Here is a 19,149-nt window from a genome sequence, read left to right as displayed (position 1 = left end):
AGTGCGCAGGGCCTGCCCAAGGCGGCAGGCCGCGAGCGCTCCGAGTCAGTTGTTCTGCCTGCGCACCAGGTGGCGGCCGGTGTCGGTGATGGTCAGTTGGCCGTGGGCATTCTTGGCAATGAAGCCGTGCTCGTACAAACGCCCGGACACATGCTCCTTGAGCGCCGAGGTGACGCTGATGTTCTCCATCTCCAGGTGCTTCAGGGCGGCGAGTTCGTCCACCGTGGGCTCGAAATGGGGGGCATGGTAGACGGGGCTGTAGTTCGCGTTCAATGTCATGACGGCTCCTTGATGAAATAGTGAAGGTATGAGGTGCCTGCATGGCCCTGGGGATGCCTCCCCCAAGCCACACACGGGTGTGACCCGCGCACCGCGCATACGTTCCGTCCATCTTTCCAACCGGGCTGTAGGACCAGGGAGGACGCGGCCCTCACCCCACCATTGCCCGCACCACCAGCGTAGACCTGTCCGCCGCAGGGCGCAAGCGGGGGAGCCCCTTGCTCAGGCACTGCCCCGAGCGGCCTCCTGGAGCCATTGCGAAAACGCCGTCAGAACCGGCGACTGCACATGCGCAGGACTCACTAGGTAGTAGCCGCGCTCGCCCTGCAGCGGCTGGTTGCAGGCGACCACCAGTTCGCCGCGCGCCAGCTCCGCCTCGATGAGCAAGGGCGGGATCAGTGCCACGCCCAGGCCGCAGGTGGCGGCCACGGCGAGCATGGAGAACAGCTCGTAGCGCGGGCCGTCGAGCGCATGGGGTGCGTCCACGCCCATGGCCTCGAACCACTGGCGCCAGCCATAGGGGCGCGTGCTCTGCTGCAGCAGGGGCAGCTCGGTGAGCACTGCGGGGGCCACGGGCTGGTAGGCGCGGCCCAGGCCGCGCTGGGCGGCGGCCTCCAGCAGGCGCGGGCTGCACACGGGCACCACGTCCTCGGTCATGAGCAACTGCGCGGTGATACCCGGCCAGTTGGCCACCTGCTCGGCCGTGCCGGCGTACAGGGCGGCATCGAAGGGGGCGTCGGCAAACAAAAAAGGCCGGGTCTGCGTCTCGATGTGCACCACGATGTCGGGGTGCAGCTGGGCCAGTTGCGGCAGGCGCGGTATCAGCCAGCGCGTGGCAAAGGTGGGCACCGCCGCCAGCGACAGCGTGCCGCCCTGGCCCTGGTGGGCCATCACATCGAGCGTGTCGCGCTCCAGCCCCTGCAACCAGCGCGCGACCTGGCGGCCATAGTGCGCGCCGGCCGGCGTGAGCACCACGCCATGGCGTGTGCGCCGGAACAGCGCCACGCCCAGGAATTCCTCCAGTGCCTGGATCTGGCGCGACACGGCGCTCTGCGTGAGCGACAGCTCCTGTGCGGCACGGGTGTAGCTCTCGTGCCGGGCGGCGACTTCGAAGCAGGCCAGGGCCTGGGTAGAGGGAATGTTGCGGCGCATGCTGAACAGGAACTTGAAAACACGTTGAGCCTGCCAACCCTTGGCTCAAATTGGGCTGCTAGTATTTCATACATTCCAAAAACGCATTTCTGGATGAAAAGAACTCGCTTGCTGCCAGGCCGGGGCAGGCCTACGATGGCACCCATTCGCAGCACGGCCCCGTACCGTGCCCCCTGTCTTTCATCTGCTTCTTCACGGAGACACGCACCATGGCCAAAAACGCCGCCTTCCATTGGGATGACCCCTTTCTTCTCGACCAGCAACTGAGCGACGACGAGCGCATGGTGCGCGATGCCGCAGCCGCCTACTGCCAGGACAAGCTGGCACCGCGCGTGCTCGAGGCCTTCCGCCACGAGAAGATGGACACGACGATCTTCCGCGAGATGGGCGAAGTGGGCCTGCTGGGCCCCACCATCCCCGAGCAATACGGCGGCCCGGGCCTGAACTATGTGGCCTACGGCCTGATCGCCCGCGAAGTGGAGCGTGTGGATTCGGGCTACCGCTCGATGGCCAGCGTGCAGAGCTCGCTGGTGATGGTGCCGATCTATGAATTCGGCACCGAAGCCCAGCGCCAGAAGTATTTGCCCAAGCTGGCCAGCGGCGAGTGGATCGGCTGCTTCGGCCTGACCGAGCCCGACCACGGCTCCGACCCCGGCAGCATGGCCACGCGCGCCTACAAGGTGGACGGCGGCTACAAGCTCAAGGGCAGCAAGATGTGGATCACCAACAGCCCCGTGGCCGACGTGTTCGTGGTCTGGGCCAAGGAAGTCTCCGAAGGCGGCGCTGTGGGCCCCATCCGCGGCTTCGTGCTGGAGAAGGGCATGAAGGGCCTGTCGGCCCCGGCCATCCACGGCAAGGTGGGCCTGCGCGCCAGCGTGACGGGCGAGATCGTGATGGACGATGTGTTCGTGCCCGAAGAAAACGCCTTCCCCGAAGTGCAGGGCCTGAAGGGCCCCTTCACCTGCCTGAACAGCGCACGCTACGGCATTGCCTGGGGCGCGCTGGGCGCGGCCGAGTTCTGCTGGCACACCTCGCGCCAGTACACGCTGGACCGCAAGCAGTTTGGCCGCCCCCTGGCCGCCAACCAGCTGATCCAGAAGAAGCTGGCCGACATGCAGACCGAGATCGCCATCGGCCTGCAGGCCTGCCTGCGCCTGGGCCGCATGAAGGACGAAGGCACCGCTGCGGTGGAAGCCACCTCCCTGATCAAGCGCAACAGCTGCGGCAAGGCACTGGACATTGCCCGCCTGGCGCGCGACATGATGGGCGGCAACGGCATCAGCGACGAGTTCGGCGTGGCCCGCCACCTGGTGAACCTGGAAGTGGTGAACACCTATGAAGGCACGCACGATGTGCATGCCTTGATCCTGGGCCGCGCGCAAACGGGTATTGCTGCGTTCAGCAACTAAGCCCAACAAGGGCGCGCCAGCGCGCCCCGCCCTTTTGCGGCCGCTGCCCCATGCATGGTGCGGCGGCCGTCTGTCCTTTCATGATTTGCGGTTCTTGATCCTATGACCACACCTTCTGTCGGCGCCCTCGATGGCATCAAAGTCCTGGACCTCTCGCGCGTGCTGGCGGGCCCGTGGTGCACGCAGATCCTGGCGGACCTGGGGGCCGACGTGGTGAAGGTGGAGCGCCCCGGCGCGGGCGACGACACGCGCCACTGGGGCCCTCCGTTTCTGAAAGACGCCGAGGGCAACGACACCACGCAGGCCAGCTACTTCACGGCCTGCAACCGCAACAAGCGCTCGGTCACCATCGACATGGCCACGCCCGAGGGGCAGCAACTCATCCGGGACATGGCGCTGCAAAGCGACATCGTGGTCGAGAACTTCAAGGTCGGCGGCCTTAAACAGTACGGCCTGGACCATGCCAGCCTGCGCGCGCTGAACCCGCGGCTGATCTACTGCTCGGTCACCGGTTTCGGGCAGGACGGGCCCTACGCAGAGCGCGCAGGCTACGACCTCATGATCCAGGCCATGACCGGCATGATGAGCATCACCGGCCGGGCCGACGGCGAGCCCGGCGGCGGCCCGCTGCGCGTGGGCGTGGCGCTGACCGACCTGTTCACCGGCGTGTACGCCAGCACGGCCATCGTCGCCGCGCTCAACGTGCGCCAGCGCACGGGCGAGGGCCAGCACATCGACATGTCGCTGCTGGACGTGGGCATGGCCATTCTGGCCAACCAGGCCGCCGGCTTTCTGGCCACGGGCAATGCGCCCACGCGCCAGGGCAACAGCCACCCGAGCCTGGCGCCCTACCAGGACTTCCCCACGCAGGACGGCGCGATGCTGCTGGCCATCGGCAACGACGGCCAGTTTGCGCGCTTTTGCGCCGCCGCCGGCCAGCCCCAGTGGGCCAGCGACGAGCGCTTTGCCAGCAACACGCTGCGCGTGAAGCACCGCACTGAACTGATCCCGGCCATGGAGGCGCTGACGCGCACGCGCACCACGGCCGACTGGATCGCCCTGCTCGAAGACAAGGCCGTGCCCTGCGGCCCGATCAACACCATCGCCCAGGCCTTTGACGACGCCCAGGTGAAGGCGCGCGGCCTGGCCGTGGCCCTGCCGCGCTGGAAGGACGGCGAGGCCGGCGACGGCGTGGCCCACATCACCGGCGTGGCCAGCCCGCTGCGCCTGTCGGCCAACCCGCCCACGCTGCGCAATGCGCCGCCGGCGCTGGGGCAGCACACCGACGAGGTGCTGTCCGAGCTGGGGCTGGGCGCGGAGCGCATTGCCCAACTCCGGGCTGCCGGGGTTTTGTAACACCAGCGCGCCCTTCCTCCAGGCTTGGCCTTGCAAGCCAGGCCTTTTTCGTTGTGGAGGGGATTTGCCGCGCACCGGCCGGGCGGCAAAAAAGCCGGACACAAACATTTACAACGGCCCATAATGCAGTGGAATGCCTTGGCATGCCGACTGCCATGGCTGCAGTGATTTGTGGAATCCAAGGAGTCCCGTCATGAAGCTCAGCCTCAAGCTCCCCCTGGCCTTTACCGCATCGTTGTTGCTGCTGTTTGCAGCCGCCATGTTCGGCATCAGCCGCCTGAACCAGGCCCTGGGCACCTACGAAACCACCGTGGCGCAAAGCTTCCAGCACGAACGCATGGCGTCGGATGTGCTCAATGGCTTCAAGGTGCAGGTGCAGGAATGGAAGAACGTGCTGATCCGCGGCAAGGACCCGGCCCAGCTCACGCGCTACTGGGCTGCCTTTGAAAAGCAGGAAAAGTCGGTCAGCGACCAGGCGCAGAAGCTGCTGGCCGCCCTGCCCCCGGGCGAGGGCCGCGAGCATGTGGCGAAGTTCGTGCAGGCGCACGAGCGCATGGGTGCGGCCTACCGCAAGGGCTTCGAGGCCTTCAAGGCCGCCGGGCAGGACGTGGAAGCCGGCGACAAGGCCGTGCAGGGCATGGACCGGGAGCCCTCCCAGTTGCTCGACCAGGCAGGCGAGCTGATCGGCAAGGCCAGCAGTGAAGTGGCCGACCGCGCGGCTGCCACCGCATCGCGCGCCACCACCATCAGCCTGGTGGTGATGCTGGTGGTGTGCGCCCTGGGCATCGGCGGCGCCATCGTGTTCAGCCGCACGGTGACGCAGCCGCTGGGCAATGCCGTGCTGGTGTCGCAGGCCGTGGCCAGTGGCGACCTCACGGTGGCCACCGAGGTGCGTGGCCGGGACGAGATCGCGCAACTGCTCAACGCCCTGCATGCCATGCAGGGCAGCCTGTCGAACGTGGTGAGCAACGTGCGCACCAACGCCGACAGCGTGGCCCTGGCCAGCGCCGAGATCGCGCAGGGCAACAACGATCTGTCGGCCCGCACCGAACAGCAGGCCAGTGCGCTCGAAGAGACCTCGGCCTCGATGGAAGAACTCAACTCCACCGTGCAGGCCAATGCCGACAATGCCCGCCAGGCCAACCAGCTCGCGCTCAATGCCTCCACCGTGGCGGTGCAGGGCGGCGATGTGGTCTCGGAGGTGGTCAAGACCATGAAGGGCATCAACGACAGCAGCAAGAAGATCGCCGACATCATCAGCGTGATCGACGGCATTGCGTTCCAGACCAACATCCTGGCGCTCAACGCGGCGGTGGAAGCCGCCCGGGCCGGCGAGCAAGGCCGCGGCTTTGCCGTGGTGGCCAGCGAGGTGCGCAGCCTGGCGGGCCGCAGTGCCGAGGCGGCAAAAGAGATCAAGAGCCTGATCCACGCCAGTGTGGAGCGCGTGGAGCTGGGCACGACCCTGGTCGACAAGGCCGGCGCCACCATGACCGAGGTGGTGGCCTCGATCCGCCGCGTGACGGACATCGTGGGCGAGATCAGCGCGGCCAGCAACGAGCAGAGCCTGGGCGTATCGCAGGTGGGCGAGGCCATCACGCAGATGGACCAGGCCACGCAGCAGAACGCGGCCCTGGTGGAAGAAAGCGCGGCGGCCGCCGACAGCCTGAAGGTGCAGGCGCAGCAACTGGTGGACGCGGTGGCCGTGTTCCGGCTGCAAGGCGGCGACCAGGTCGCCCGCCCCGCCGCCAGCGCAGGGCGGGTACCCCGGCTCGCAGCGGCATAGAGAACGCGAGGCGGCAGCCCTTCGAGGGGGCTGCGCGCCCGCTATCGCCGGTTGTCGCCGGTTGTCGCCGGTTATCTTCCGCCTGTTGTCAGTAGGCGCGCAGGTGCGCCATGGTGGCCAGGCAGGCCTGGGCCACTTCCGTGCCCTTCTTCACGAAGTGCTCGCGGAAGAAGCGCACATGCTCTTCGTGCTCATGGAAGTCGCGCGGGGTGAGCACGGCACTCATCACCGGCACCTCGGTATCGAGCTGCACGCGCATCAGGCCGTCGATGACGGCCGTGGTCACGAACTCGTGGCGGTAGATGCCGCCATTGACCACCAGGGCGCAGGCCACGATGGCGTCGTAGCGCCCGGTTTGCGCAAGCTTCTTGGCCAACAGCGGAATCTCGAATGCGCCGGGCACGTCGAAATGCTCGACCTGGTCGGCCGCCAGGCCATTGCGGCCGAATTCCGCCACGGCCGCATCGCGGGCCTGGTGGACGATGTCCCGGTGCCAGCTGGCGCAGATCACCGCAACGCGTTCACCGCGCGGGGCGCCGCTGCCGGCAATGGCCGTGACTGCTTGGGGAGGGAGAGGCTGATTCATGGATTTTCTCGTACGAAAGAAAAGGATTACCAGAATCAGGGCGCGCGCGAACGAACAAGGCGGCTGCACACAGCGCTGCGCACGCGCGGGCCTCCATCCCCAGCGCCTGCCGGCCCGAAGGCCGGCCGCACCGAAGCGGCAATGCATCCACGCGGGCGCCCACACCGGCGGCAGGGCCCATGGCTTCGCGATCTCTTTCATCCGGACTGTGACCGTCGGCTCTGGCATCGCACCAGATCTGCTGACCCCGCTGCACCAGGCGTGGACCCCAAGGTCCACCAGCCAGCCGCTGCGGGCGCTCGCGGGCTCCTGCACGCACCTTCGATGACCGAAGACAGCACAGATACCGCCGGTGGGGAATTGCACCCCGCCCTGAGAACGCTGCCGGACGGAAAGAATTCGAGCCCGGCGGAATTATTCTAGGGCAAACCCTGAGATCGTGCAGTCGCCTGCAAGACCAGCAACATGGTCAGCGCGGCTTTTCGAACCCGCCCTCGACCCAGGCCGTGGCGCTGGCCACGGTGAGCTTGAAGCTTGGCGACACGGGCACGCGCGCCAGTTCCTCGCCCAGCTCGTCCTGCGCGCTCAGCGTGGCCGTGGCGCCCTCCTCGTCGGGCACGATGGCCAGCGCCACACGCAGGCGCTGGCCCTGGGCGGTGGTGATGGCCAGGTTCTTGTTGAGCTGGGCGTGCAATTGCTGTTCATGCCGGCGCAGCACCTCGCTGGCGGTCTTCACCAGGGTGTTGAAGGCCGAGACATCGAGCGGCTTGGGGTTCTTCTTGTCGCGCCCCATGGTCCAGGGGCCCACCAGCGCGGGCTCGGCCTCTCCGTGCAGGGTCATGGACACGGCCCAGCCATCGTCGTCCTCGTTCTTGATGACGCGCGCCATCCAGCGCTCGTCGCTCCACAGGCGCGGTTCGTTGATGGGTTCGGGGATGTCCGGGTGATCTGGCATGGGGGTCCCGCAGGGATTCAGAGAGAGAAAGAAAGGGCGCAGAGCATAACGGCCTGCGCGCCGGCACCCCTGTACATGCGGGCTGTCCGCGGGGGAATTGCCTCCATTTTCCAACAAGCGCTTGTTACCGGAGAAGGAGGGGCGGCTGCGGTCGGATCACGGCGCGGCGTCGATGGACGGGGCCGCAGCTTCGCGCAGTACCTCGATGAAGGCCTGCGCGGCCGGTGTGGGCAGCTCGCCCAGCCGCGTGATGAGGCCATAGTCCGGCATGCGGTCCGGCAATTCCACCGGAATGCGCGCCAGCAGCCCCTTGTGGATGTAGCGCTCCACCAGCGCCGAGGGCTGCAACGAAAGCATGTCGGTCGCCTGCATCATTTCCAGCGCGAAAAGGAAGGAAGGAGTCTCGACCACCCCCGAAGCGAGTGCCAGCCCGTTGCGCCCGAAGATGTCGTCGGACACCTTGCGCAAGGCGGTGGATGCGGGGTACAGGATCCAGGGCCAGTGGGACAGCTCCGCCATGCCCAGGTCGCGAACGCCGCGCAGCGGGTGGTGTACGCCCGCAACCACCTGCAGCGGCTCGCTGGACAGGCGCTCGTACTGGAACTGCGTTCGTTGCGAGTCGTCGGTGAAGCGCCCGATCATGAGGTCGATCTTGCGCTCCGCCAGCCAGGCGATGAGCTGGTCGCTGCTCTGCTCCAGCACCTTGAGCACCAGCAACGGGCGCAGCCGCTGTATCTCGGCCACGGAGGCGATCAGCACGTGCGCAGCGGACCCTGTGATGGCGCCTATGGTGAGGTGGCCGTGCCCGCCTTGCTTGAGCGCATTGAATTCTTCGACGAATTTGCGGTGCCCGGCCAGCGAGGAGGCGGCATAGCGCAAGGTGAACAGACCCAGCTCATTGGGCCGCATGCCGCGCGAGAGGCGCTCGAACAGGCGCGATTCGAGGATCTCTTCGATGTCCATCAGGATCTTGGTGGCCGCCGGCTGCGTGATGTGCATCTGCTCGGCCGTCAGGCGCAGGTTGCGCGTCTGGCCCAGGATGTCCAGAAACTGCAGGTGCCGGAAACGCAGCCTCGCGCAGGCCTGGGCCAGCGACAGGGGCTTGCCCGGAAACGGGCCTGAAGTCATAAGCATTTGGAATGGATGCTAGCAAAAAAGTGAGTGGACCCGGCAAGGCCCAAAACCTAATCTCTGCCTTGCGTTCAGGAGGGTCCGCCAGAGACCTGAGGGCGCCGATGGGGCAGCCCACCGTGTCCAGCCATTCCATATTTGGAGACATTCATGAAGTTCAAAGCACTGGCCCTGGCGGCCACGATCCTGGCCGTCCTGGCCACTCCGGTTTCTGCACAGATCAAGGAACACGTGTTCAAGGTGGGCATCGGCCTGAACGATGACCACCCGCAGGCGCTGGCCGTCAAGCACTTTGCCGAGCAGTTGTCGGCCAAGAGTGGTGGCAAGCTGGTGGCCAGGCTGTATGCGAGCGGGTCGCTGGGCAACGACGTGACCATGACCTCGGCGCTGCGCGGCGGCACCCTGGAGATGACGATTCCCGACAGCTCGACCCTGATGTCGCTGATCAAACCCTTCGGTGTGCTGAACCTGCCCCTGACCTTCAACACCGAGCAGGAGGCCGATGCCGTGCTCGATGGCCCCTTCGGCCAGAAGCTGCTGGCCAAGCTGCCAGAAAAAGGCCTGGTGGGCCTGGGCTTCTGGGAGAACGGGTTTCGCCACGTCACCAATTCGCGCCGCCCGATCACCAAGGCGGATGACCTGGCCGGCCTGAAGCTGCGCGTGATCCAGAGCCCCCTGTTCCTGGACACCTTCAACGCCCTCGGGGCCAACGCCACGCCCATGCCCTTCACCGAGCTGTACTCGGCGATGGAGCAGGCTGCCGTGGACGGCCAGGAGAACCCGCCCGCCACCATCCTGTCGAGCAAGTTCTACGAGGTGCAAAAGCACCTGGTGCTGTCGCGCCACATGTACAGCGCCTGGGTGCTGCTGATGTCCAAGAAGGCCTGGGATGGCCTCTCGGCCCAGGAGCAGAAGATCGTGCAGGAGGCGGCCCGCGAGGCCACGCTGTTCGAGCGCAAGACCATCCGCGCCTTCAGCGAGACGGCCCTGGGCGAGCTCAAGAAGGTGGGCATGCAGGTGACCGAGCTGGCTCCGGCCGAGCAGGCCCGCATGCGCGCCAAGCTGCAGCCGGTGCTGGCCAAGTACGGCAAGGAATTCGGGGAAGAGACCACCGGCGAGCTGAACGCCGAACTGGCCAAGGTACGCGGCACCGCCAAGTGATACGGCCGGCGCGGGCTCTGGCCCGCGCCAGCGCGACAGCCTTTCTCCCCATTTTCAGAAGCCACGCCATGGACAAGAAACCCGTCCGCCCGTTTCGCTCGCGCGAATGGTTCGCCGACCCCGAGCGCTCGGACATGACCGCGCTCTACCTCGAACGCTTCATGAACTACGGGCTCACGCCCGAGGAACTGCGCTCGGGCCGGCCCATCATCGGCATTGCGCAGACCGGCAGCGACCTGTCGCCCTGCAACCGCATCCATGTGGACCTGGCGCGGCGCGTGCGCGATGGCATCCGCGATGCCGGCGGGATTCCGATGGAGTTCCCGGTGCACCCGATCTTCGAGAACTGCCGCCGCCCCACGGCCGCGCTGGACCGCAACCTGGCCTACCTGGGCCTGGTGGAGATTTTGTACGGCTACCCCATCGATGCCGTGGTGCTGACCACGGGCTGCGACAAGACCACGCCGGCAGGCATCATGGCGGCCTCCACCGTGGACATACCGGCCATCGTGCTGTCGGGTGGCCCCATGCTGGACGGCTGGCACGACGGCGAGCTGGTGGGCTCGGGCACCGTGATCTGGCGCAGCCGGCGCCAGCTGGCGGCGGGTGAGATCGGCGAAGAGGAATTTCTGCAGCGCGCCTGCAGCAGTGCCCCGTCGGCTGGCCACTGCAACACCATGGGCACGGCCTCCACCATGAACGCGGTGGCCGAGGCCCTGGGCCTGTCGCTGCCGGGCTGTGCCGCCATCCCCGCGCCCTACCGCGAACGCGGCCAGATGGCCTACGAGACCGGGCGGCGCATCGTCGAGATGGCCTTCGAGGACCTGCGGCCCTCGCGCATCCTGGACCGCGACAGCTTTCTCAATGCCCTGTCGGTGGTCAGCGTGGCCGGCGGATCGAGCAATGCGCAGGTACACATCATGGCGATGGCGCGGCATGCCGGCGTCGACCTGCGCCCGGAGGACTGGACCACCCACGCCTACGACCTGCCCCTGCTGCTCAATATGCAGCCGGCGGGCAAGTTCCTGGGCGAGCGCTTCTTCCGCGCCGGAGGTGTTCCAGCCCTGATGTGGGAGCTGCACCAGGCCGGGCGCCTGCGGGGCGACTGCCTGAGCGTGACCGGTAAGACCGTGGCCGACAATCTGCAGGGCCGCGAGACCCGCGACCGCGAAGTGATCTTCCCCTTTGAAGCGCCCTTGATGCACAAGGCCGGCTTCCTCGTGCTCCAGGGCAATCTGTTCGACTTCGGGATCATGAAGACCTCGGTGATCTCCGAGGCGTTTCGCCAGCGCTACCTGAGCCGGCCCGGGGCAGAAGGCATCTTCGAGGCGCGCGCGGTCGTGTTCGATGGTGCCGACGATTACCACGCGCGCATCAACGATACGGCGCTGGAGATCGACGAAGGCTGCATCCTGGTGATGCGCGGTGCCGGCCCCATCGGCTGGCCGGGCTCGGCCGAGGTGGTCAACATGCAGCCGCCCGACGCCCTGATCCGCCGCGGCATCACCACCTTGCCCACCCTGGGGGATGGCCGCCAGTCAGGCACGGCCGACAGCCCCTCGATCCTCAACGTCTCGCCCGAAAGCGCGGTGGGCGGCGGCCTGTGCTGGCTGCAGAGCGGCGACACCATCCGCATCGACCTTGCGGCCGGCCGCTGCGATGCGCTGGTGGCGCCCGAAGAGATCGCACGGCGCCGCCGCGAGCTGCCAGCGCCCCCGGTGCCCAAAAGCCAGTCGCCCTGGGAAGCGCTGTACCGCGAGAAGACCGGGCAACTGGCCGATGGCGCGACGCTCGACTTTGCCCTCGACTATCGCCGCATCTCAGAAACGACACCGCGCCACAACCACTGACCGGCCCCCGGGGCGGGTTGGCACCGACCTCGAACTTTCAAGGACTTCCCGATGAGTGACACAACAGCGGCCACCGTGGCCGGTGCGGCGACGCACGCCCATATCCTGCCCGAAGACGGCCTGGCCGGCACCCTGGTAGGCCGCGCCTGGGTCGATGGCAGCCCGCCCGGGCCCGCCGTGGTGGCGCTGCGCGCCGATGGCGTCTACGACCTGAGCCAGCACTACCCGACCATGAGCACCCTGCTGGACACGCCCCGGCCCGCCGAGGCCGCGCAGGCGGCCCCGGGCCGCTACCTGTGTAGCGTGCTCGAACTGCTGGCCAACAGCCAGCCCGGCATGCGCGACACGGCACGCCCCTGGCTGCTGGCGCCCTGCGACCTGCAGGTGGTCAAGGCCGCTGGCGTGACCTTCGCGGCGAGCCTGATCGAACGGGTGATCGAAGAGCAGGCACGGGGCGACGCCAGCCGCGCCCAGGGCCTGCGCAGCCAGGTTATTGGGCTGATCGGCGACAGCCTGGCCGACATCCGCCCGGGCTCGGAGCAGGCCATGGCCCTGAAGGCCTTGCTGCAGCACAAGGGCCTGTGGTCGCAGTACCTCGAAGTGGGCATCGGCCCCGATGCCGAGGTGTTCACCAAGGCCCCGGTGCTGGCCTCGGTGGGCACGGGCGAGGACATCGGCATCCGCGCCGACTCGGCCTGGAACAACCCCGAGCCCGAGGTGGTGCTGGCGGTGAACAGCCGCGGCGACATCGTCGGCGCCACCCTGGGCAACGACGTCAACCTGCGCGACATCGAAGGCCGCAGCGCGCTGCTGCTGGGCAAGGCCAAGGACAACAACGCCTCTTGCGCCATCGGCCCCTTCATCCGCCTGTTCGATGCCAGCTTCGGCCTGGACCAGGTGCGCAGCGAGACCGTGCACCTGCGCGTGGCGGGTGCAGACGGCTATGAGTTGCGCGGCATCAACACCATGGCCAGCATCAGCCGCGACCCGGCCGACCTGGTGGCCCAGACCCTGGCCGCGCACCAGTACCCCGATGGCTTCATGCTGTTCCTGGGCACCCTGTTCGCTCCCATCGAGGACCGCGACCAGCCCGGCGGCGGCTTCACCCACAAGCTGGGCGATGTGGTCACCATCCACAGCGCCTGGCTCGGTGCCCTGCACAACACCGTGACGCACAGCGAGACGGCACCGCCCTGGCGCTTCGGCCTCAGGGCCTTCATCGCCAACCTGGCCGCGCGCGGCCTGCTGCAAGGCACGGTGCTCTGAAGAAGCGGTAGTTCAGCCATCCAGGAGGCAATCAATACATGCTCGATACTTTCATCGACCGCTACGTCCGCGCCATCAACCTGCTCATCGCGCTGGCGCTGGCCGCCATGGTGGTGCTGGTCTTTGGCAACGTGGTGCTGCGCTACGTTTTCAACTCCGGCATCACGGTCAGCGAAGAGCTTTCGCGCTGGCTCTTCATCTGGATCACCTTCCTGGGTGCGGTGGCCGCCATCAAGGAGAACGCCCATCTGGGCACGGACATGCTGGTGTCCCGGCTGCCCGTGAAGGGCAAGAAGGTCTGCATGGTGATCGGGCAGGTGCTGATGCTCTACATCACCTGGCTGTTCTTCGAGGGCAGCTACAAGCAGATGAAGATCAACTGGGATGTGGAGGCGCCGGTCACCGGGGCCTCGATGGCCTTCTTCTACGCATCGGGCGTGGTGTTCTCGGTGTGCGCAGGCTTTCTGCTGGCGCTGCAGTTGCTGCGCGTGCTGGCCGGCAAGCTCAGCGAGGCCGAGCTGGTGATGGTCAAGGAGTCCGAAGAGCAGGCAGAGCTGGAGGCCCTGCAGGCCGAACTCGCACGCGAGAACGCAGCCCCCGGAAAACCGGAGACAAGACCATGACCGTGCTGATTTTTCTCGGCGGCCTGCTCGGCGCCATGGCCCTGGGCATCCCCATCGCCTATGCGCTGCTGGCCTCAGGCGTCGGCCTGATGTGGCACCTCGATCTGTTCGACTCCCAGATCCTGGCGCAAAACTTCATCAACGGTGCGGACAGCTTTCCGCTGTTGGCCGTGCCCTTCTTCATGCTGGCGGGCGAGATCATGAACGTGGGCGGCCTGTCGCAGCGCATCGTGAACTTCGCGCTGGCACTGGTCGGACACGTCAAGGGCGGCCTCGGGTATGTGGTGATCCTGGCGGCATGCCTGCTGTCATCGCTGTCGGGCTCGGCCGTGGCCGACGCTGCGGCCTTGACGGCGCTGCTGCTGCCCATGATGGTCAAGGCCGGGCACAAGAAGGAGGTGTCGGGCGGGCTGATCGCGGCCTCGGGCGTCATCGGGCCCATCATCCCGCCGAGCATCGGCTTCGTGATCTTCGGCGTGGCGGCCAACGTCTCCATCAGCAAGCTGTTCATCGCCGGCATCTTTCCGGGCATCATGATCGGCCTGGGCCTGGCGGCCACCTGGTGGTGGGTGGGGCGCAAGGAGGTGCTGGCCCTGCCCGAGAAAAAGAGCACCGCCGAGCTGTGGCGCGCCGCACGCGAATCGGTCTGGGCCCTGACGCTGCCGGTGTTCATCCTGGTGGGCCTGCGCATGGGCGTGTTCACCCCGACCGAGGCCGCCGTGGTGGCGGCCGTGTACTCGCTGTTCGTGGCCAGCGTGATCTACCGCGAGCTGCCACTGTCCGCCCTGCTGCCAATCTTCACCACCGCCGCCAAGACCACCGCCGTGGTGATGTTCCTCGTGGCCGCGGCCATGGTGTCGTCGTGGCTGATCACGGTGGCCAATCTGCCGGCCCAGATGGTCGAGTTGCTCAAGCCCTTGATGGGCAACCAGACCCTGCTGCTGATCGCGATCATGGTGCTGGTGATGCTGGTGGGTACCGCGATGGACATGACACCCACCATCCTGATCCTGACCCCGGTGCTGATGCCCGTGGTCAAGGCGGCCGGGATCGACCCGGTGTACTTCGGCGTGCTGTTCATCATCAACAACTCGATCGGCCTGGTCACCCCGCCGGTGGGCACCATCCTGAACGTGGTGGCGGGCGTGGGGCGCATGAAGATGGACGAGGTGACCCGGGGCGTGCTGCCCTTCATGGCCGCCCAGTTCGCCGTGCTGTTCATCATGGTGCTGTTTCCGCAAACGGTGCTGGCGCCGCTGCGCTGGCTCACGGGCTGACCCGCAGGCGCGTGCTCCGGGGCAGGAGATTGCCAGAATTTTCTGGATCGGGCGCGGCTTTTGGCGTGCAATCCCTTCTTCTGCCGCAGCCAACCCACCTGGAGATATGCGCCATGCCCGATTTCTACATGCCCTTGTCCGGCCCCGTGAACCAGGCTTTCCAGTACTGGACGAAGATGACGGTGGGCCAGGTGGGCCTGATCAACATCAACATGGGCAAATCCTCGGACCCCGCGCTGGAGCAGAAGATCATCGAGGACGTGGGCAGCTATGGCCGCCAGATCGGGCAGTTGAGCGACGCGCTTCTGGCCGTGCTGCAGCACATGAAGACCGAGTCCTGGGACGCGGAATCCAGGGACGCCGTGGAGGCCTTCCGTCTGCAGGTGAAGGAGGTGGCGAAGCTCAAGGAGCGCCATCAACGCGCCAGCCGGTAGGCTGGGTCACACCGGCTCCACCCGTGCGGGCAGCCGGTACGCCAGCACCTTGAGCGAGCGTTCCTGCGACACATCGGCGAACACCGCCGGATTCGCCACGCGCTCGACAAATTCCAGCTCCGGTGCGATCTCACGCATCTGGTCCTGCAAAAAGGCCAGGCCCAGCTCGGGCGCGTTCAAACACAGCAGCGCATGGCCCCCAGGGGCCAGCAGGTCCGGCAGGCGGCGCATCAGGCGCGCGTAGTCCTTGGTGGCAACAAAACTGCCGCGCTGAAAGCTGGGCGGGTCCACGATGACCAGGCCATAGGGCCCGCCGCGCGTGATCTTGCCCCAGGTGGAGAAGATGTCGTGCGCGAGGAAGCTCGCGCCGGTGGTGAGGCCGTTGAGCTGGTGGTTCTGCTGGCCGATGGCGATGGCTCCCTGGGCCATGTCGACATTGACCACCTGTTTCGCGCCAGCCTGCAGGGCCACCACCGAGAAGGCGCAGGTGTAGGCGAACAGGTTGAGCACCTTGAGGCCGTAGCGGTCGGTGCTGCGCGCAGCGGCGTAGTCGCGCACCCAGCGGCGGCCCTCGGCCATGTCGAGGAACAGGCCATGGTTCTGGCCCCGGGCCACGTGTACGCGAAAGCGCGCGCCCTGCTCGGTGACCACGTGCGGGTCGGGCACGCTGCCGGCCATCGGCCGCGTTTCGCTGCGGCCTTCGTGCCGGGTCTGGAAGACCCAGTTCAGCGGCTCGCCCGGGTGCAGTTGCTCCCAGCGCGCAGCCAGGGCGACGCCGATAGTGGCCAGCTCCTCCTCGGCCACGGGCTGGAAGCTGGTGAGCACCCACACGGGCGGGAACACGTCCAGCACCCAGTGCTCAGAGCCCGGGTACAGGCCGCCGCGGCCGTGGAAGATGCGCTGGGCGTCGGTGGGCAGGGGGGCCATCGTGGCGATGGCGGTCAACAGGGCTTGCATCAAAATGAAGGGGGAATGCGGAGCAGGGAGTGTATGCACTGTGCGCCACGCAAAGCGCCCGGCAATGCCGGGCGCTTTGCCATTCGGTCCCCCGCTATTCCTGCCAATTAAAGTCGTAAACACAGACTGAGCACCGACGCGGCTTTGCGGCTTGACTTAGCGGGTAGCCGCCTTTCTAAAGTCATAAACACCACCAAGCGCGGTTCCGTCGCACTCACCTTGAACTCTTTACTCCTGTCCCGACGCAAACCCATGCGTCCAGGATCCGGGTTTGAAGACAACCACGCGCCTCGGATACCAAGGCATGGATGGATACCAGCTGACGGAAAGAATCTTTCGACCACCCTCCTCAGGCCAGATATCCAGAAGGGAGGACAGGGCTGGCTCGATCGGACTGAGCAACACACCTTCTGCCAATTGCATCACCAAACCGTAGGCTGTCCGGCACCTGCACGCGGGCAAAGTACCAGTGGCGGGAGAAAAAGTGCCACTGTGCCGAAGCACTGGCACGAGCTTCGCGATGATCGTGTTGACTGCGAGCAGCCTGTTACTGGTCGAGAGAGTGCAATCCGCAGCGGTAAAACCACCATTCAAGAACACGTGGCGCAAGTTTGAGGCAGAGACATCCAGGGTCGTTTTCTCGCGCCCTTGCCCGACGAGTATTCGTCCCCGTGTGGGCTTGGCACATAGATTTGGCGATGCCGCTCACAGAGTTGTTTCGTACCAACCTACGGCCACAAAAGAATGAGCTTCGCACAGGCCTGCCGCCTGCAAACACACTATTGACGGCCTTGCGCGCCCTCAGGATGATGAGCATCATGTCCTGCTGCACCACCACCATTCGTCACGTCGCGATGGCCATGAACACGGCCATCTTGCGGCTTAGAGTCCGGCTGAAAACCTTAAACCTCATCCTTCCAGCAAGCCCGCAGTGCCAACGCCGCGGCGCCCGCTGATTACGACAATGACCAGCACCGACTTTCAGTATCGCGCTGGTGACGCCGGTACGCCACTCACCGCGCACGACTTTGCTACCCTGCTTGGGATGTCGGAGAAAGCCATTCGGCGACGCCATCACGATGGGAAGCTGATCGCAATCTCCCTTGAAGGTCGTGAGCCAGGCAGAGGATTTCCCGTCTTTCAAGCATGGCCAGGCATCGAAGGTAAGCCGTTGGAGCGCATCCTGAAGGCACTCCGGTACCTGGGGCCTCTTCAAAACACAGGCGCTCCCGCCGCGCAGGTCTATCAGTTCTTCACCGGCATGCACGAGCTGCTTGGAGGGTTCACTCCTATCCAGGTACTGACTGGAGTAGGCGCTGATGTGAACGATCAGGAAGCGGTCGGTTTCCTCGCCAAGCCACATGAGGAACGCCTCGATTTCGTCCTTTCAGTCGCCGAGGCAACCTACGCCCGCGAACGATACGAATGACTGTGGTGTCGCCGCGCATTGACGACAAAATTCTGCAGATCAGCGTGCGCGACCCCGAGTTCCTGCAGGGCAAAAATAGGTTGCACGGGTGCCGTTTCACGAGGGTTCCTGCGGCGCCAATCATGGAGTTATTTCGCACCATAGTGCCGCCACAAAAGAATGGGCTGCACACAGGCCATCTGCCCGTAAACGCACTGTTGACAAGGCTCCTGCGCTCCCGGATGATGAGCGCCATGTACCGCCGCACCACCTGTATGCAACCCGTCTTGATAGTCATGAATACGACCATCTTGCGGCGCGTGGTGCCCGGCTGAAGACCTAGACTTTTCACCCTCCCCCACCAGCCCGCAGTTTCAACACCGCGGAGCCTGGTACCCAAATCTCAGGCCGTCCCCATCGGGCTCCGCACAAGGAGCCCGCCATGCCTTTCAGATCCGCGTCGCCATCCATGCATCTTGGCCTCTTCAACTGAGGAGGCAGCATGGATTTCAAAGTTGCAATGGACCTCTTCACGTGCACGCTGGCTACGGAGAGAGACCGCCCCGACGTGCACGCCGCCATGCTGGACCTGGCTCATCCCAACGTCATCCAGGAGATCAGCGCGCAGATCCTAAACGCGCTGACCGCCGGTGAGCGGGTTTGGATGACGGCCGACCTGCACCTGAACCACGCGAACGTCATCCAGTACTGCAACCGCCCGTTCACCGACGCAGCCCAGATGAACGAGCACTTGGTCGCACAGACCCGGAAGGTGAAGGACGACGAGTGGCTGGTGATCGTGGGCGACTTGTCCATGGGCGACCACGACGCGGCCATGACGTGGGTCAGGCGCATCCCGGGCCGCAAGGTCCTGGTGCTGGGCAACCACGACCTCACGCGCGCCGGCAAATGCCGCTACCTGAACGAGCGGGCCGAGGACAGGCGACGCCCGCTGTTCGAGGCGGTCGTGCCCTTTCTGGCCTGGCAGGACGCACTGGGGCAGCACGTCTTCGTGAGCCACTATCCGGCCGCGGTGGATTACCCGTTGCCCCGGATCCTGAACTACCACGGCCATCTGCACCGGCAGGTGGTGCCTCCAACCGAGACCACCCACTTCGTCAATGTGGGCTGGGATGTCACGCAAGGACTGGTATGCCTCTGAAACCCAAAACCGTAATTCGGCGTTCGGAACCCACCGGCTTGGTATGCATCGATAGCCGCCATCGCCTTTCTATGCCGGAATCGCAGGCTGGGGCCCGCGTGTATTTCTCGCAGACGCGAGGTACCGGCGACCTGTACAAGCTATGCCTGACAAAGGTCACGGACAAGCCAAAGAGGCTCATTCAGGGCAGATTGGTTTCTGCGCGCATTCGAAGAAGCGCCTTCGCACTGCGCACCAAGGGGCGCAAGGGCGAAGCATTCGCGATAGTGAGCGCGCCCAAGGCACGGCTGCCCAGTCGCAGCCGTTTCGCCCGGCCCCGTCGGTCGAACCACTTCGTCTCACTCGACGATGTTCACAGAA

Annotated in this window: 18 protein-coding genes and 1 riboswitch; of the genes, 12 read left to right on the top strand and 6 right to left on the bottom strand. The window is 66.0% G+C overall.

The annotated features are described in order from the left end of the window. Positions 1-45 precede the first annotated feature (45 nt). Both AC0IZS_RS16380 and AC0IZS_RS16375 read right to left on the bottom strand, forming a co-directional pair. The gene (locus AC0IZS_RS16380; protein WP_007855510.1) at positions 46-279 is read right to left on the bottom strand and encodes a hypothetical protein; all 234 of its coding nucleotides are present in this window, start codon (positions 277-279) and stop codon (positions 46-48) included. Between the two features lie 222 nt (positions 280-501). Next, positions 502-1,431 (bottom strand): LysR family transcriptional regulator, encoded by a 930-nt coding sequence (locus tag AC0IZS_RS16375; RefSeq protein ID WP_471636566.1) that lies wholly within the window; start codon positions 1,429-1,431, stop codon positions 502-504. A 209-nt stretch (positions 1,432-1,640) separates the two neighbouring features. On the opposite strand from AC0IZS_RS16375, the gene AC0IZS_RS16370 reads away from it, so the two are divergent. The 3 genes from AC0IZS_RS16370 to AC0IZS_RS16360 all read left to right on the top strand — a co-directional run bounded on the left by AC0IZS_RS16370 (position 1,641) and on the right by AC0IZS_RS16360 (position 5,979). Continuing rightward, positions 1,641-2,840, top strand: coding sequence for an acyl-CoA dehydrogenase (locus AC0IZS_RS16370; protein ID WP_007855513.1), 1,200 nt, complete (start codon positions 1,641-1,643; stop codon positions 2,838-2,840). Between the two features lie 102 nt (positions 2,841-2,942). Beyond that, positions 2,943-4,196 carry a CaiB/BaiF CoA transferase family protein gene (locus AC0IZS_RS16365; RefSeq protein ID WP_471636565.1) on the top strand — a complete coding sequence of 418 codons (1,254 nt, stop codon included), beginning with the start codon at positions 2,943-2,945 and terminating at the stop codon, positions 4,194-4,196. Positions 4,197-4,389: 193 nt separating this feature from the next. Beyond that, a complete protein-coding gene (locus AC0IZS_RS16360; RefSeq protein WP_471636564.1) occupies positions 4,390-5,979 on the top strand; it encodes a methyl-accepting chemotaxis protein in 1,590 nt (529 codons plus the stop codon). An 88-nt stretch (positions 5,980-6,067) separates the two neighbouring features. Here AC0IZS_RS16360 and AC0IZS_RS16355 read toward each other — a convergent pair whose 3' ends face one another. From AC0IZS_RS16355 to AC0IZS_RS16345, 3 genes are all read right to left on the bottom strand, one after another. After that, positions 6,068-6,565, bottom strand: a complete 498-nt coding sequence (locus AC0IZS_RS16355) for a 6,7-dimethyl-8-ribityllumazine synthase (protein ID WP_471636563.1) — start codon at positions 6,563-6,565, stop codon at positions 6,068-6,070. Positions 6,566-6,750: 185 nt separating this feature from the next. Beyond that, positions 6,751-6,949, bottom strand: a riboswitch (FMN riboswitch). Positions 6,950-7,034: 85 nt separating this feature from the next. Next, positions 7,035-7,520 carry a hypothetical protein gene (locus AC0IZS_RS16350; RefSeq protein ID WP_471636562.1) on the bottom strand — a complete coding sequence of 162 codons (486 nt, stop codon included), beginning with the start codon at positions 7,518-7,520 and terminating at the stop codon, positions 7,035-7,037. A gap of 156 nt (positions 7,521-7,676) precedes the next feature. Next, positions 7,677-8,654 carry a LysR family transcriptional regulator gene (locus AC0IZS_RS16345; protein ID WP_471636561.1) on the bottom strand — a complete coding sequence of 326 codons (978 nt, stop codon included), beginning with the start codon at positions 8,652-8,654 and terminating at the stop codon, positions 7,677-7,679. 147 nt (positions 8,655-8,801) lie between these two features. Here AC0IZS_RS16345 and AC0IZS_RS16340 point away from each other — a divergent pair, with 147 nt between their 5' ends. From AC0IZS_RS16340 to AC0IZS_RS16315, 6 genes are all read left to right on the top strand, one after another. Next, the gene (locus tag AC0IZS_RS16340; RefSeq protein ID WP_471636560.1) at positions 8,802-9,812 is read left to right on the top strand and encodes a TRAP transporter substrate-binding protein; all 1,011 of its coding nucleotides are present in this window, start codon (positions 8,802-8,804) and stop codon (positions 9,810-9,812) included. A 68-nt stretch (positions 9,813-9,880) separates the two neighbouring features. Further along, a complete protein-coding gene (locus AC0IZS_RS16335) occupies positions 9,881-11,662 on the top strand; it encodes an IlvD/Edd family dehydratase (protein WP_471636559.1) in 1,782 nt (593 codons plus the stop codon). A gap of 51 nt (positions 11,663-11,713) precedes the next feature. Then, entirely contained in the window at positions 11,714-12,928 is a 1,215-nt protein-coding gene (locus AC0IZS_RS16330; protein WP_471636558.1) for a fumarylacetoacetate hydrolase family protein, read from the top strand. Between the two features lie 38 nt (positions 12,929-12,966). Beyond that, a complete protein-coding gene (locus AC0IZS_RS16325; protein WP_471636557.1) occupies positions 12,967-13,551 on the top strand; it encodes a TRAP transporter small permease in 585 nt (194 codons plus the stop codon). Continuing rightward, positions 13,548-14,828, top strand: coding sequence for a TRAP transporter large permease subunit (locus tag AC0IZS_RS16320; protein WP_471636556.1), 1,281 nt, complete (start codon positions 13,548-13,550; stop codon positions 14,826-14,828). The genes AC0IZS_RS16325 and AC0IZS_RS16320 overlap by 4 nt, the downstream gene beginning before the upstream one ends. Positions 14,829-14,941: 113 nt before the next feature. Beyond that, positions 14,942-15,262 (top strand): hypothetical protein, encoded by a 321-nt coding sequence (locus AC0IZS_RS16315; protein WP_471636555.1) that lies wholly within the window; start codon positions 14,942-14,944, stop codon positions 15,260-15,262. Positions 15,263-15,268: 6 nt separating this feature from the next. Here the strand turns inward: AC0IZS_RS16315 and AC0IZS_RS16310 are convergent, their stop codons facing one another. Next, positions 15,269-16,219 (bottom strand): class I SAM-dependent methyltransferase, encoded by a 951-nt coding sequence (locus tag AC0IZS_RS16310; RefSeq protein ID WP_471636554.1) that lies wholly within the window; start codon positions 16,217-16,219, stop codon positions 15,269-15,271. A gap of 964 nt (positions 16,220-17,183) precedes the next feature. On the opposite strand from AC0IZS_RS16310, the gene AC0IZS_RS16305 reads away from it, so the two are divergent. The 3 genes from AC0IZS_RS16305 to AC0IZS_RS16295 all read left to right on the top strand — a co-directional run bounded on the left by AC0IZS_RS16305 (position 17,184) and on the right by AC0IZS_RS16295 (position 18,789). Further along, complete coding sequence (locus AC0IZS_RS16305) at positions 17,184-17,648, top strand: hypothetical protein (protein ID WP_471636553.1); 465 nt, start codon at positions 17,184-17,186, stop codon at positions 17,646-17,648. Next, complete coding sequence (locus AC0IZS_RS16300; RefSeq protein WP_471636552.1) at positions 17,645-17,962, top strand: hypothetical protein; 318 nt, start codon at positions 17,645-17,647, stop codon at positions 17,960-17,962. Before AC0IZS_RS16305 ends, AC0IZS_RS16300 begins: the two co-directional genes overlap by 4 nt. 167 nt (positions 17,963-18,129) lie before the next feature. Further along, positions 18,130-18,789 carry a metallophosphoesterase gene (locus AC0IZS_RS16295; protein ID WP_471636551.1) on the top strand — a complete coding sequence of 220 codons (660 nt, stop codon included), beginning with the start codon at positions 18,130-18,132 and terminating at the stop codon, positions 18,787-18,789. The last annotated feature ends 360 nt before the right edge of the window (positions 18,790-19,149 follow it).

The organism is Acidovorax sp. AC410 (genome assembly GCF_979253235.1).
Note: the sequence above shows the minus strand (reverse complement) of the source record. Positions and strands in the feature narration are given on the sequence as shown.